Origin of the sequence: Pseudomonas sp. NPDC090755 (assembly GCF_044769005.1) — a bacterium.
GTDB lineage: Bacteria > Pseudomonadota > Gammaproteobacteria > Pseudomonadales > Pseudomonadaceae > Aquipseudomonas.
Genome location: NZ_JBIVXC010000019.1, coordinates 46,372 through 59,041, shown reverse-complemented (window position 1 = coordinate 59,041; position 12,670 = coordinate 46,372). Strand labels below are relative to the sequence as shown.

General features: G+C 63.5%; 12 protein-coding genes. 4 read left to right on the top strand and 8 right to left on the bottom strand.

Going from position 1 to position 12,670, the window contains the following annotated elements; genetic code table 11:
• Window positions 1-22: 22 nt before the first annotated feature.
• Window positions 23-1,072, bottom strand: coding sequence for a DUF2066 domain-containing protein (locus ACIQUS_RS22650; protein WP_403051768.1), 1,050 nt, complete (start codon window positions 1,070-1,072; stop codon window positions 23-25).
• Window positions 1,073-1,414: 342 nt separating this feature from the next.
• On the opposite strand from ACIQUS_RS22650, the gene purM reads away from it, so the two are divergent.
• From purM to ACIQUS_RS22630, 4 genes are all read left to right on the top strand, one after another.
• The gene (gene purM, locus ACIQUS_RS22645) at window positions 1,415-2,473 is read left to right on the top strand and encodes a phosphoribosylformylglycinamidine cyclo-ligase (RefSeq protein ID WP_403051766.1); all 1,059 of its coding nucleotides are present in this window, start codon (window positions 1,415-1,417) and stop codon (window positions 2,471-2,473) included.
• A complete protein-coding gene (purN, locus tag ACIQUS_RS22640) occupies window positions 2,473-3,126 on the top strand; it encodes a phosphoribosylglycinamide formyltransferase (RefSeq protein WP_403051763.1) in 654 nt (217 codons plus the stop codon). Before purM ends, purN begins: the two co-directional genes overlap by 1 nt.
• An 8-nt stretch (window positions 3,127-3,134) precedes the next feature.
• Window positions 3,135-3,845 carry a DUF3108 domain-containing protein gene (locus ACIQUS_RS22635; RefSeq protein ID WP_403051760.1) on the top strand — a complete coding sequence of 237 codons (711 nt, stop codon included), beginning with the start codon at window positions 3,135-3,137 and terminating at the stop codon, window positions 3,843-3,845.
• Window positions 3,846-4,084: 239 nt separating this feature from the next.
• Window positions 4,085-4,267, top strand: a complete 183-nt coding sequence (locus ACIQUS_RS22630; RefSeq protein ID WP_403051757.1) for a hypothetical protein — start codon at window positions 4,085-4,087, stop codon at window positions 4,265-4,267.
• Window positions 4,268-4,312: 45 nt separating this feature from the next.
• Here the strand turns inward: ACIQUS_RS22630 and ACIQUS_RS22625 are convergent, their stop codons facing one another.
• From ACIQUS_RS22625 to ACIQUS_RS22595, 7 genes are all read right to left on the bottom strand, one after another.
• The gene (locus ACIQUS_RS22625; protein ID WP_403051754.1) at window positions 4,313-4,852 is read right to left on the bottom strand and encodes a DUF2058 domain-containing protein; all 540 of its coding nucleotides are present in this window, start codon (window positions 4,850-4,852) and stop codon (window positions 4,313-4,315) included.
• Window positions 4,853-4,877: 25 nt separating this feature from the next.
• Window positions 4,878-5,708 (bottom strand): nucleoside triphosphate pyrophosphohydrolase, encoded by an 831-nt coding sequence (gene mazG / locus ACIQUS_RS22620; RefSeq protein ID WP_403051751.1) that lies wholly within the window; start codon window positions 5,706-5,708, stop codon window positions 4,878-4,880.
• An 81-nt stretch (window positions 5,709-5,789) separates the two neighbouring features.
• Window positions 5,790-8,030 (bottom strand): GTP diphosphokinase, encoded by a 2,241-nt coding sequence (relA, locus tag ACIQUS_RS22615; protein ID WP_403051748.1) that lies wholly within the window; start codon window positions 8,028-8,030, stop codon window positions 5,790-5,792.
• 99 nt (window positions 8,031-8,129) lie between these two features.
• Window positions 8,130-9,488, bottom strand: coding sequence for a 23S rRNA (uracil(1939)-C(5))-methyltransferase RlmD (gene rlmD, locus ACIQUS_RS22610; protein WP_403051745.1), 1,359 nt, complete (start codon window positions 9,486-9,488; stop codon window positions 8,130-8,132).
• Complete coding sequence (gene cysM, locus ACIQUS_RS22605; protein ID WP_403051742.1) at window positions 9,488-10,390, bottom strand: cysteine synthase CysM; 903 nt, start codon at window positions 10,388-10,390, stop codon at window positions 9,488-9,490. Before cysM ends, rlmD begins: the two co-directional genes overlap by 1 nt.
• 118 nt (window positions 10,391-10,508) lie before the next feature.
• Window positions 10,509-11,921, bottom strand: coding sequence for a histidine kinase sensor domain-containing protein (locus ACIQUS_RS22600; RefSeq protein WP_403051739.1), 1,413 nt, complete (start codon window positions 11,919-11,921; stop codon window positions 10,509-10,511).
• The gene (locus tag ACIQUS_RS22595; RefSeq protein ID WP_403051736.1) at window positions 11,893-12,609 is read right to left on the bottom strand and encodes a response regulator transcription factor; all 717 of its coding nucleotides are present in this window, start codon (window positions 12,607-12,609) and stop codon (window positions 11,893-11,895) included. The genes ACIQUS_RS22600 and ACIQUS_RS22595 overlap by 29 nt, the downstream gene beginning before the upstream one ends.
• Between the last annotated feature and the right edge of the window lie 61 nt (window positions 12,610-12,670).

The following is a 12,670-nucleotide window of genomic DNA, read 5'->3' as shown; positions in this document are numbered from 1 at the left end:
CGGCTCCAGGCCAGGTCAGGGTTTACCAACGAAAACGCAGCCCGTTGAAGGGTTTTGCAGCAGCAGTCTGTGTGGCGCCCGGATTGGCCGGGTCGACCACAGGTTGCGGCGCCGGCGGTTCGGCGGGCAGCTCCTGCAGTTTGGCCAGGCCCAACTGGGCCCGCAGTTGATCCGGGTTACCGGTCAGTTGCCAGGTCATGGTATCGCCCTGGACCCGGTTCAAGCGCGCGCCATAGGGTTCCAGCACCCTGCCCAGCTCGGCATAGCGCACCAGGGTCATGCCCTGGACCTGCACCTGCATTTCACTGCTGGCCCCAGGACGGGCGACAAAACGTGGCGCCAGGCGGGTGCTGACCGCCAGCATCACGGCATCGGCCAGGGCCGCCTGGTCGGCAGCCTCGACTTTGCCCTGCTCGCGCTGGTTACCCAGCCACAGGCGCCAGACCCCCTGCCACTTGCCATCGACCTCGCTGGCATGCACGGCCAGCAACGCATCGGCACCATAGCGCTCGGAAGCGCTGCGCAAGGGCGCCGGATCCGAACCTTCCAGATGCTTCGCCGTCGCCACCAGTTGCTCATCAAGGTCGGCCAACGGCAGGCGCAGCGGCAAGCCACGGTGCCGGGCAGCGCGGCGCAGTGGTTCGGCACTGCCCTGGCCGTCGCCGACCAGGCTGGTACCTTCGCTGCTGTCGTTCAACCACCAGCCCAGGATCGAGGGCCGGTTGTTGCCCCATAGGGCCAGGCCGGCCTGGCGCAAGGTACGCTCGGTGCTGCCCGGGTCGAAATCCACCAGCACGGTTTCCGGAGGACCGGCTTCGAAGCCGAACTGGCTGATGATCTGCTGCGGATCCTTGCGCAACGCCGCCAGGGCCGGGCTCTGCACCGCCTTGGGATCGCCGGTCAGGCGCAGCATGAGGGTCTCCAGGGCTTTTGCGGTGGCCTGGGCCCGGGCTTCGGCGCCCTGGCCCTCGACCGGTTCGCGGACCTGATACAGGCTGGAGAGGGTTTCGGCCTGGGCCGACAGCGCCCAGAAGGCCAGGCAGCCAACGGCCAGGTAGTTTCGCAAACGCATGAAGGATTCCTGTCCTGGTAATAAAGAAGCGATGCTCGCGGCCAGTTGCCCATAGACCGCAGCACCCTGCAAAACATTCGGTCAGCGCCGACAAATTCATCCCATTGTCTTGCTATACCTTATACAGCCTGCGCCCTGGCAACCAGTCGGACACCGTGAAAGCATATTTTTTAGCGGATCTGGGCCCTGCCCGTCGGCCTGAGGATGGCCGCTACCGGGCAACCCTGATAAAATCGCGCGCCTTCGCAGACCGGCGACGGTCAGGCAGCCGGAAAACCCTCCGCCTTGCCTGGCAGGTCACGGTCGATTCCCCCGAATCCCTCCCCCCTAAAGGCCTGGATCATGAGCAAGCAACCCTCCCTGAGCTACAAGGACGCCGGTGTAGACATCGACGCCGGTGAAGCATTGGTCGAACGCATCAAAGGCGTTGCCAAGCGCACGGCGCGCCCGGAAGTCATGGGCGGCCTGGGCGGTTTTGGCGCCCTCTGCGAAATCCCGGCCGGCTACAAACAGCCGGTTCTGGTCTCCGGTACCGACGGCGTCGGCACCAAGCTGCGCCTGGCGCTGAACCTGAACAAACATGACAGCATCGGCCAGGACCTGGTCGCCATGTGCGTCAACGACCTGGTGGTCTGCGGCGCCGAGCCGCTGTTCTTCCTCGACTACTACGCCACCGGCAAACTCAACGTCGACGTTGCCGCCACCGTGGTCACCGGCATCGGCGCCGGCTGCGAACTGGCCGGCTGCTCCCTGGTCGGCGGTGAAACCGCTGAAATGCCGGGCATGTACGAAGGCGAAGACTACGACCTGGCCGGCTTCTGCGTCGGCGTGGTGGAAAAGGCCGAGATCATCGACGGCTCCAAGGTCGCCACTGGCGATGCGCTGATCGCCCTGCCGTCCTCCGGCCCGCACTCCAACGGTTACTCGCTGATCCGCAAGATCATTGAAGTCGCCGGTGCCGACATCGAAAACATCCAGCTCGACGGCAAGCCGCTGACCGAACTGCTGATGGCCCCGACCCGCATCTACGTCAAGCCGCTGCTCAAGCTGATCAAGGACACCGGCGCAGTCAAGGCCATGGCCCACATCACCGGTGGCGGCCTGCTCGACAACATCCCGCGCGTACTGCCAAAAGGCGCCCAGGCCATCGTTGACGTCGCCAGCTGGGAGCGTCCAGCGGTGTTCAACTGGCTGCAGGAGCAAGGCAACGTCGACGAGCACGAGATGCACCGCGTCCTGAACTGCGGCGTCGGCATGGTCATCTGCGTGGCCCAGGACCAGGTCGAGGTCGCCCTGAAGAACCTGCGTGACTCCGGCGAGCAGCCATGGGTCATCGGCCAGATCGGCGTAGCCGCCGAAGGCGCTGCCCAGGTCGAGCTGAAAAACGTCAAGGCGCACTGATGCCGAGCGAGACCTGCGATGTAGTGGTATTGCTGTCGGGTTCCGGCAGCAACCTGCAAGCCCTGATCGACAGCACCCGTGCCGGGGACTCCCCGGTACGGATCCGCGCCGTGATTTCCAACCGCGCCGATGCCTATGGCCTTGAGCGCGCCCGTGCCGTCGGAATCGACACCGCCGTGCTCGACCACAAGGCCTTCGACGGCCGCGAGGCCTTCGACGCGGCCCTGGTCGAACTGATCGACGGCTACCAGCCGCAGCTGGTGGTACTGGCCGGCTTCATGCGCATCCTCAGTGCCGGCTTCGTCCGTCACTACCAGGGGCGCCTGCTGAACATCCACCCGTCCCTGCTGCCCAAGTACAAGGGCCTGCACACCCATCAGCGGGCCCTCGAGGCTGGCGATGCGGAGCATGGCTGCAGCGTGCACTTCGTCACCGAGGAACTCGACGGCGGGCCGCTGGTCGTACAGGCAGTGATACCGGTGGAGCCAGACGACACGCCAGAGTCCCTGGCGCAACGGGTCCACAGCCAGGAACACCGGATTTACCCCCTGGCGGTGCGCTGGTTTGCCGAAGGGCGTTTGCGCCTGGGCGAGCACGGTGCTCTACTGGATGATCAACCGCTGGCGGCCACAGGCCATTTGATTCGACCCTAGGAGATATTATGCGTCGCGCCCTGCTCTTCGCTCTCGCCGTGCTCGCACTGCCGCTCCAGGCAGCCGATCTGAAGCCTTTCTCGGCCAGCTACACCGCCGACTGGAAACAGCTGCCCATGAGCGGCACCGCCGAGCGCAGCCTGGAAAAGAACGCCAACGGTACCTGGAGCCTCAACTTCAAGGCATCGATGATGATCGCCAGCCTGACCGAGCAAAGCACCCTGCGCCTGGACAAGGACACCCTGCTGCCACAGAGCTACCACTTCGAACGTGGCGGCCTGGGCAAGGCCAAGAAGGTCGACCTGAACTTCGACTGGAACAGCAAGCTCATCACCGGTACCGACCGTGGCGACGCGATCAAGCTGCCGCTCAACCGTGGTGTGCTGGACAAGTCCACCTACCAGCTGGCCCTGCAGCATGACATCGCTGCCGGCAAGAAGAGCGTGAGCTACCAGGTGGTCGATGGCGACGAGATCGACACCTACGACTTCCGCGTGCTGGGTACCGAAAAGGTCAGCACCAAGACCGGCCAGGTGGACGCCATCAAGGTCGAGCGCGTACGCGACCCGAGCCAGAGCAAGCGCATCACCGAGCTGTGGTTCGCCAAGGACTGGGACTACCTGCTGGTCCAACTGCGCCAGGTCGAGACCGACGGCAAGGAATACGTGATCGTGCTGCTGGACGGCTCGGTCGACGGCAAGGCGGTCAAGGGCAACTGATTGCCCTGGCTGCTGGTTATCCCCCAAACCCCGCCTTGTGCGGGGTTTCTTTTTATACCCAGGTAGGAGCGGGCTTGCCCCGCGATCGCGATCGCCAGTTACATCGCATCGCGGGGCAAGCCCGCTCCTACAGACATGAAAGATGTTTCATGCGCTGTTTATTTACTTAGCCTGCTAACAAATTCTATAAAAGAGTCCTGCGACACGGTGCCGCAGTTAACTGAACCTGGAGTTTGCAGATGACTGTCAAAGTAACTGAGCGCGACGAAAGCAAGATGTCCTACGAAAGCCTGGCAGCAGGCCTGCGCATCTGGGATGTGCACCAGCAGGATGAGCTGGTGGGCATGTTCCACAACGAGCATGAGGCCCACAGCTACCGCATGGAACTGGAGTTCCTCGAATCCAGACAGCCACCGCAATAACCCACCGCCAGCCAAAACAAACCCCGCCGAAGCGGGGTTTGTCGTTTACCACATCAGATCGTCCGGGATCACGTAGGCGGCGTACGGATCATCGGCATCCGGCTCTTCAACCTGGGTGTTGAGCAGGATGATGCGCTTGGGATCGCGCTCCTGGATCTTCAACGCCGCTTCCCGCGGAATCACTTCGTAGCCGCCGCCATGGGCGACGATGGCCAGCGAGCCGCTGCTCAGCTTGCTGCGCATCAGGGCGTTGACCGACAGACGCTTGACCTTCTTGTCATCGACGAAGTTGTAGTAGTCCTCGGTGTTCAGCTTGGGCAGGCGCGACACTTCGATCAACTGCTTGACCTGGGCGGCACGGGCCTTCTGCTCGGCCTTCTCCTGCTGCTGGCGGTTGAGCTCCTGGTCGCGCTTGGCTTTATCGGCCATGGCTTCACGTGCCAGGCGCTGCTGGGTGTCGTCGACTTCGACCTGGCCCTTGTGTTCCAGGCGCTTCTGTTTCTTCTGGTCTTTGGTGACCTGCTTGACCTGCTTCTGGTTGACCAGACCGGCTTTGAGCAATTGGTCGCGAAGGGAAAGGCTCATCGTTCACTCACTTATATGCTTCAGCTCAGCCGCAGCTGGGCAGGTTCTTTTCCTGACGTTTGGCTTCGCCCCACAGTGCGTCCATGTCGTCCAGGGTGCAATCTTCGATCGGACGCCCCATGTCGCGCAATGCCTGTTCGATAAAACGGAAACGTCGTTCAAATTTCTGGTTGGCGCCGCGCAGGGCGTTTTCCGGGTCGACCTTCAGGTGCCGAGCCAGATTGACCGTGGCGAACAGCAGGTCACCCACTTCATCGGCCAGCGCCCTATGATCGTTGTCGGCCATGGCCTGGAGCACTTCGTCGAGCTCCTCGCGCACCTTGTCCAGCACCGGCAAGGGATCCGGCCAGTCGAAGCCGACCTGGGCCGTGCGCTTTTGCAACTTGGCGGCCCGGGACAGAGCCGGCAAGGCGGCGGGGACATCGTCGAGCAGGGACAGTTGCTCAGTGACGCCCTTCTCTGCACGCTCCTGGGCCTTGATCTCTTCCCAGCGCTGCTTGACCTGGGCTTCGTCGAGCCGGGGCGTATCCAGCGGCGCATACAGCTCGCCGGTGGGGAACACATGGGGGTGGCGACGAATCAGCTTGCGGGTGATGCTGTCGATCACCTGGGCAAACTCGAAGCGGCCTTCTTCACGGGCCAGCTGGCAGTAATAGACCACCTGGAACAGCAGGTCGCCCAGCTCGCCCTGCAGGTGCTCGAAGTCACTGCGCTCGATGGCATCAGCCACTTCGTAGGCTTCTTCGAGGGTGTAGGGAATGATGGTCGCGTAGGTCTGCTTGAGGTCCCACGGGCAGCCGTACTGCGGGTCGCGCAGGCGGGCCATGAGGTGGAGCAGGTCGTCTAGGGTATGCATCTCTGGTCTCTGCTATGGCCTTATCGCGGGGCAAGCCCGCTCCCACAGGTGTGGGAGCGGGCTTGCCCCGCGATAGCGATCTCAAGGCGTACGGTTACGCCGCGTCTCAATGATGTTCGGCAACTGCGAGATCCTGCCGAGCAGGCGTCCAAGCGCATCCAGGCCTGGAATCTCGATGGTCAGCGACATCAGCGCGGTGTTGTCTTCCTTGTTCGAGCGGGTGTTGACCGCCAGTACGTTGATCCGCTCGTTGAGCAGGACCTGGGAGACGTCACGCAGCAGCCCCGGGCGATCGTAGGCACGGATGATGATATCCACCGGATAGGTCTGTACCGGCACCGGCCCCCAGCTGACCTGGATGATCCGTTCCGGCTCGCGCCCGGACAGTTGCAGCACCGAGGCGCAATCCTGGCGGTGGATGGTCACCCCGCGGCCCTGGGTGATGTAGCCGACGATCGCGTCCCCCGGCAAAGGCTGGCAGCAGCCGGCCATCTGCGTAAGCAGGTTGCCGACGCCCTGGATCTGGATGTCGCCACGCTTGCCCGGCTTGTAGCCGGTGGCCTTGCGTGGCACCAGCTCGACGTGACCACTGCGCTCCGGCTCGACCAGTTGCTGGGCCGCGTTGACCAGGTGCGCCAGGCGCAGGTCGCCAGCACCGAGCGAGGCGAACATGTCCTCGGCGGCCTTGAGGTTGGCCTTTTCGGCCAGGCGCTCGAAGTCCACCTGGGGCAAACCCAGGCGATTGAGTTCGCGTTCGAGCAATGTTTTACCGGCGGCGACGTTCTGGTCGCGCGCCTGCAGCTTGAACCAGTGGACGATCTTCGCCCGCGCCCGCGAGGTGGTGACGTAGCCCAGGTTCGAGTTCAGCCAGTCACGGCTGGGGTTGCCGTGTTTGCTGGTGATGATCTCGACCTGCTCGCCAGTCTGCAGGCTGTAGTTGAGCGGCACGATGCGCCCGTTGATCTTCGCGCCACGGCAGTTGTGACCGATCTCGGTGTGCACGCGGTAGGCGAAGTCCAGCGGCGTGGCCCCCTTGGGCAGGTCGATGGCATGACCGTCAGGGGTGAAGACATAGACCCGGTCCGGCTCGATATCGACCCGCAGCTGTTCAGCCAGGCCGCCGATATCGCCCAGTTCCTCATGCCATTCCAGCACCTGGCGCAACCAGGAGATCTTCTCCTCGTAGTGGTTGGAGCTGGATTTGACGTCGGTGCCCTTGTAGCGCCAGTGCGCGCAGACGCCCAGCTCGGCTTCCTCGTGCATGGCGTGGGTGCGGATCTGCACTTCCAGCACCTTGCCCTCGGGGCCGATCACCGCGGTGTGCAGCGAGCGGTAGCCGTTTTCCTTGGGGTTGGCGATGTAGTCGTCGAATTCTTTCGGGATGTGCCGCCAGAGGGTATGGACGATACCCAGCGCGGTGTAGCAATCGCGCATTTCCGGCACCAGCACGCGCACCGCGCGCACGTCGTAGATCTGGCTGAACTCCAGGCCCTTACGCTGCATTTTGCGCCAGATCGAGTAGATGTGCTTGGCCCGGCCGCTGATATCGGCCTTGACCCCAGTGGCCAGCAGCTCGTTCTGCAACTGGTTCATCACATCGCTGATGAAGCGCTCACGGTCCAGGCGCCGCTCGTGCAGCAGCTTGGCGATCTGCTTGTACTGGTCAGGTTCCAGGTAGCGGAACGACAGGTCTTCCAGCTCCCACTTGATATGACCGATACCCAGGCGGTGAGCCAGCGGCGCATAGATATCGAAGACCTCGCGGGCGACCCGATGGCGCTTCTCGTCATCGGCGCCCTTGACCGCACGGATGGCGCAGGTGCGCTCGGCGAGCTTGATCAGCGCCACGCGCACGTCGTCGACCATGGCCACGAGCATCTTGCGCAAGTTCTCGACCTGCGCCTGGGAGCCCAGCACCAGCGACTGGCGCGGGCTGAGACTGGCACTGATGGCGGCCATGCGCAGCACGCCGTCAATCAGCTTGGACACTACCGGGCCAAAGCGCTGGCCGACTTCGGCCAGGGTCACCTTGCCTTCACGTACCGCCCGGTAGATCACAGCGGCAACCAGCGAGTCCTGGTCGAGCTTGAGGTCGGCGAGGATTTCGGCGATTTCCAGGCCGGCCTGGAAACTCGACGTGCCGTCGGCCCAGGAATGCTTGGCCGGGTTGCCCTTTTTCTCGACTTCCTGGGCGAACTCGCAAGCCCCCTTGAGGGCCTCGCGGTCCAGCGCCAGGTCGACGCTCACCACATGATCCAGCCATGCTTCGAGATTGATACTGCCGTCGGTGTTGACCGGCTGGTGCACTCTCACCTGTACCATCTTTGTTTACCTTTCTCTACAGCGCATTCACGATGCGCCTGAAATCACTGGTGCTGCCCCTGCCGGACCCAAGGTGCAGCGCCGAACGCGCCAGCCCCGCTAGCCCGCTTCGAATAACGCCATGGCTTCGACATGCGCCGTCTGAGGAAACATGTCGAGAATCCCGGCACATTTTAACCGGTAACCCTGCCGGACCAGCTCAAGCGTGTCACGGGCCAGGGTTGCCGGGTTGCACGAAACGTATACAAGACGTTTCGCACCAAGGTCTGCGATTTTACGTACCACCTCGTAAGCACCGTCTCGCGGTGGGTCCAAGAGTACCGCAGAAAAGCCTCCAGCGGCCCAGCCGGAGGTGGACAAAGGCTGCGATAAATCGGCCTGAAAAAACCGGGCGTTATGCACATTATTGCTTCGCGCATTGGCTTCTGCCCGATCGACCATGGCCTGCACGCCTTCTACCGCAACCACTTCACGCGCCTGCCGGGCCAGCGGCAGGGCAAAGTTGCCAAGGCCACAGAACAGGTCCAGCACCCGCTCGCCGGCTTGCGGCGCCAGCCAGGCCAGCGCCTGCTCGATCATCGCGGTGTTGACCTGGGCGTTGACCTGGACGAAGTCGCCCGGCCGGTAGGCCAGTTCAAGGTTCCAGGGCGCCAGGCTGAAGCCCAGGCTCTGACTCGCATCGAGCGGGTAAGGTTCACCCTCCCCCTGCAACCACAGCTGTACCCCTGCCTCGGCGCAGAACGCCTGCAGGCGCTCCAGGTCGGCCTCAGCCAGCGCAGCGGTATGGCGCACCAACATGGCCAGCGCCGTGCCGCTGAACAGTTCGACATGACCAACCACCTGCGGCTTGCTCAAGCTCTGCAGGAGCATTGGCAGATGACGCATGATCGACTGCAAGGGTTGTACCAGCACCGGACACTCTTCGATGGCGACAATGTCCTGGCTGGCTTCGGCGCGAAAACCCACTTCGAGCTTTTTCGCTTTTGCGTCCCAGCGCACCGCCACCCGCGCGCGGCGCCGGTAGCCGAATTCCGGACCGCTCAGGGGCGCCGCCCACTGCTCGGGCACGACGCCGGCGACCCGCTGCAGTTGCTCGGCCAGCAGGCGCTGCTTGAGCGCCAGCTGGTCGGCATGGGGCAAATGCTGCAGGTTGCAGCCACCACAGCGGTCGAAATGCTTGCACGGCGCCTGGCGGCGATCCGCGCTGGCGCTGAAGACCCGCTCCAGGCGCGCCTCGACCACCTTGCCGTGGGCATTGAGTACCCGCGCCTCGACCTCTTCATCGGCCAGCGCACCGCTGACAAACCAGGTGCGCCCCTCGAAAAAGGCGATGCCGCGGCCATCACCGGCCAGACGCTCGATGCGCAGGCGCTGCTTCTTGCCGGTGGGGATTTGAGGCGTGCGGCTGCCGCCAGTCGGCTGGAAGCGCAGGCCACTGTTGCGTTTACTTTTGGACATCAGTTCGCCGCGTCGAAAATACCGGTCGACAGGTAACGGTCGCCTCGGTCACAAATGATCGCCACAATCACGGCGTTTTCCAGCTCGCGGGACAGGCGCAACATGGCCGCCACTGCACCACCGGAGGACACGCCACAGAAAATGCCCTCTTCCCGGGCCAGCCGGCGGGTGGTTTCTTCGGCTTCGCTCTGGGCCATGTCGACCACGCGATCGACACGATCGGCCTGGTAGATCCGCGGCAGGTACTCTTCGGGCCAGCGACGGATACCTGGAATAGCCGAACCTTCCATCGGCTGCAGGCCGACGATCTGGATCGCCGGGTTCTGCTCCTTGAGGTACCGCGAGCAGCCCATGATGGTGCCGGTGGTGCCCATGGAGCTGACGAAATGGGTAATGGTACCCTGGGTCTGGCGCCAGATCTCCGGGCCGGTGCTGACGTAGTGTGCCTCTGGGTTGTCGACATTGCCGAACTGGTCGAGCACCAGGCCACGGCCTTCGGCCTGCAGACGGTCGGCCAGGTCACGGGCGCCTTCCATGCCTTCTTCCTTGCTGACCAGGATCAGCTCGGCGCCATAGGCGGTCATCGCCGCCTTGCGCTCGGCACTGGAGTTGTCGGGCATGATCAGGATCATCTTGTAACCCTTGATCGCCGCCGCCATCGCCAGGGCGATCCCGGTGTTGCCCGAGGTCGCCTCGATCAGCGTATCGCCCGGCTTGATCTGCCCACGCAGTTCGGCGCGGGTGATCATCGACAACGCCGGCCGGTCCTTGACCGAGCCTGCCGGGTTGTTGCCTTCGAGCTTGAGCAGGAGGGTGTTGCTGGTCTGGCCGGCAATGCGCTGCAAGCGGACCAGAGGCGTGTTGCCGACGCAATCGGCGATGGTTGGGTACTGCAAGGTCATGGCGTAGTTCGCAATCCAGACTGCGGGGGCAACTATCATACCGGCAAACGGGATTTGCCCATATCACGCAATGTGTTGGCTATATAGCTGCAAGCTATAAGCCACACGCTGCAAGCGGCTAACTGCGCGCTTGCAGCTTGAGGCTTGCAGTATGCGGCTCAGCTGCCACCGGCAGCTGAATATACAGTCGCAAGCCCTGCCCGGTGTTCTGCGCCCACAATTTACCTCCCTGACGGGCAATAGCATTGCGCGCAATGCTCAGCCCCAGGCCAAAGCCGCCGTCACCCGGGCGCGAGCCGTCGAGCCGGGTGAACGGGGCGAAAATCCGCTCAAGCTCCGTTTCAGCCACCCCGCCCCCCTGGTCTTCGAGCCAGAGCAACCAGTACTTACCGTGCCGATGACCGTCCAGGCGAATCATTCCGGTGGCCGGGGAATGGCGAATGGCATTGCGCAGGATGTTCTCCAGGGCCTGGGCCACGCTATTGAGATTGCCCTGCACCCAGCACGAGGCATCCAGGGCGCAATGCAGCTGCGCAGGCGGCCATGTGCTTTCGAAACAGGCATCCTCGGCGAGCATTTCCCACAGTGCCTGGACCTGGATCGGCTCCTGACTCGGTGGCGCCCGCTCGGTGTCGAGCCAGGCCAGTTGCAGGGCATCCTCCACCAACCGCTGCATGCAGTCGATTTCGCGACCCAGGCGCTCCCGCAATTGCCCGGCGTCCGCCTCGCCCTCGCAGGCCACGCGCAGGCGGCTCAAGGGGGTACGCAGTTCATGGGACAGGTCGCGCAGCAATTGTTGCTGCAAGGCCACGGTGCCCTGTAGCCGCTCGGCCATGTCGTCGAAGGCCCGGCCCAATTCGCCCAGCTCGTCCTGTCGGCTGGTGGTGCTGCTGGCTACCCGTGCCGACAGCCGATCGGCGCGCCAGGCATTGGCCTGCTCGCGCAACTGGATCAACGGCATGATCAGCATGCGGTACAACCCCACGCACAACAGCAGGGTGAACAGCCCCGGAATGATGCCATTGGTCAGCGCCTGCCAGTACAGCCGGTACTGCCCGGGCAACAGGCGTTGCGGCAGCTCGATCACCAGCAGACCGAGCTCCGGGCGTTCGACGAAGGGCACGCGCATCCAGGGCAAGCCTGTCACCCGGCGGCTGACAGGCCAGTCGACACCCCGCAAGAACGTCATCTTGCGGCTCTGCTCCGGGGTCAGCGGCGTGCTGCTCAGTGATTGCAGGTCTGGCCCGACCACACTGATCCAGGTGCTCTCCCTGTCGGCCATGTCGGCCAGCCAGGCATCGACCCCGCTGCGCCCGCCCTGCAGCCAGGCCTGCTCGGCCTCGGCCGCATAACCGCTGAGCAGGATCCTGGCTTCATCGGACAGGTAGGCGTTCTGGGTCTGCATATGCCGGCCCCAGGTCCAGCTCAGGCCGATCATCAACAGGCAAAAACCCACCAGCAGGATCGCCAGCTTCCAGAACAGCGAATGGCGGTTGGGCACCTCAGCTGACCTCGGCGGCGCTGAGTACATAGCCTTTGCCCCAGACCGTACGCACTTCTCGCTCCTGGTAGCCGATGGCCTTGAGCTTGCGGCGGATCTGGCTGACATGCATGTCCAGGCTGCGGTCATGACGGGCGTAGCCACGCTGCAGGACTTGCTGATACAGGAAAGGCTTGCTCAGCACTTCTTCATCGCTGCGGTGAAGGATGTCCAGCAGGCGGTATTCGCTCAGGGTCAGACCGGCCCACTGCTCCCCCCAGCAGACATCGCAGGCTTGCTCGTCAAACTGCAGCTCGCCGGCTTGAACGCTGGAGACCTGCTGATGGCGACGCTCCAGCGCCACCCGCCGCAGGATCGCTTCGATACGCACCTTGAGCTCGGCCAGGCTGAAGGGCTTGGGCAGGTAATCGTCGGCGCCACGCTGGAAGCCACTGATACGATCGGCTTCGGCGCCCAGGGCCGACATCATGATCACCGGTGTCGCGCTGCTCTCGCGCAGCCTTGCCAGTACCTCAAGACCATTGAGGCCGGGCAGCAGGATATCCATCAGCACCACATCGAAGTGCGCCTGGCGCGCAATATCCAGGCCGTCACGCCCGTTCTTGCACCAGGTGACCTTGAAGCCGTCACGTTGCAGTTCTTCATGCAGGTAAGCCCCCAGGACCGGGTCGTCCTCGATGGCGAGAATGTTGGATTCGCTGATAGCTACAGGATTCATTGGCAGGTGCTAGTAATTCTCAATTACGCAATTATTGAGGAATTACCCCGCCCAGGCAACC

Excerpts from the sequence above, each read along its gene's own strand:
- ACIQUS_RS22595 (WP_403051736.1), bottom strand. The coding sequence starts at position 12,609 with ATGAATCCTGTAGCTATCAGCGAATCCAACATTCTCGCCATCGAGGAC.
- cysM (WP_403051742.1), bottom strand. The coding sequence starts at position 10,390 with ATGACCTTGCAGTACCCAACCATCGCCGATTGCGTCGGCAACACGCCT.
- rlmD (WP_403051745.1), bottom strand. The coding sequence starts at position 9,488 with ATGTCCAAAAGTAAACGCAACAGTGGCCTGCGCTTCCAGCCGACTGGC.
- ACIQUS_RS22625 (WP_403051754.1), bottom strand. The coding sequence starts at position 4,852 with ATGAGCCTTTCCCTTCGCGACCAATTGCTCAAAGCCGGTCTGGTCAAC.
- purM (WP_403051766.1), top strand. The coding sequence starts at position 1,415 with ATGAGCAAGCAACCCTCCCTGAGCTACAAGGACGCCGGTGTAGACATC.
- ACIQUS_RS22600 (WP_403051739.1), bottom strand. The coding sequence starts at position 11,921 with ATGTACTCAGCGCCGCCGAGGTCAGCTGAGGTGCCCAACCGCCATTCG.
- relA (WP_403051748.1), bottom strand. The coding sequence starts at position 8,030 with ATGGTACAGGTGAGAGTGCACCAGCCGGTCAACACCGACGGCAGTATC.
- mazG (WP_403051751.1), bottom strand. The coding sequence starts at position 5,708 with ATGCATACCCTAGACGACCTGCTCCACCTCATGGCCCGCCTGCGCGAC.
- ACIQUS_RS22650 (WP_403051768.1), bottom strand. The coding sequence starts at position 1,072 with ATGCGTTTGCGAAACTACCTGGCCGTTGGCTGCCTGGCCTTCTGGGCG.
- ACIQUS_RS22630 (WP_403051757.1), top strand. The coding sequence starts at position 4,085 with ATGACTGTCAAAGTAACTGAGCGCGACGAAAGCAAGATGTCCTACGAA.
- ACIQUS_RS22635 (WP_403051760.1), top strand. The coding sequence starts at position 3,135 with ATGCGTCGCGCCCTGCTCTTCGCTCTCGCCGTGCTCGCACTGCCGCTC.
- purN (WP_403051763.1), top strand. The coding sequence starts at position 2,473 with ATGCCGAGCGAGACCTGCGATGTAGTGGTATTGCTGTCGGGTTCCGGC.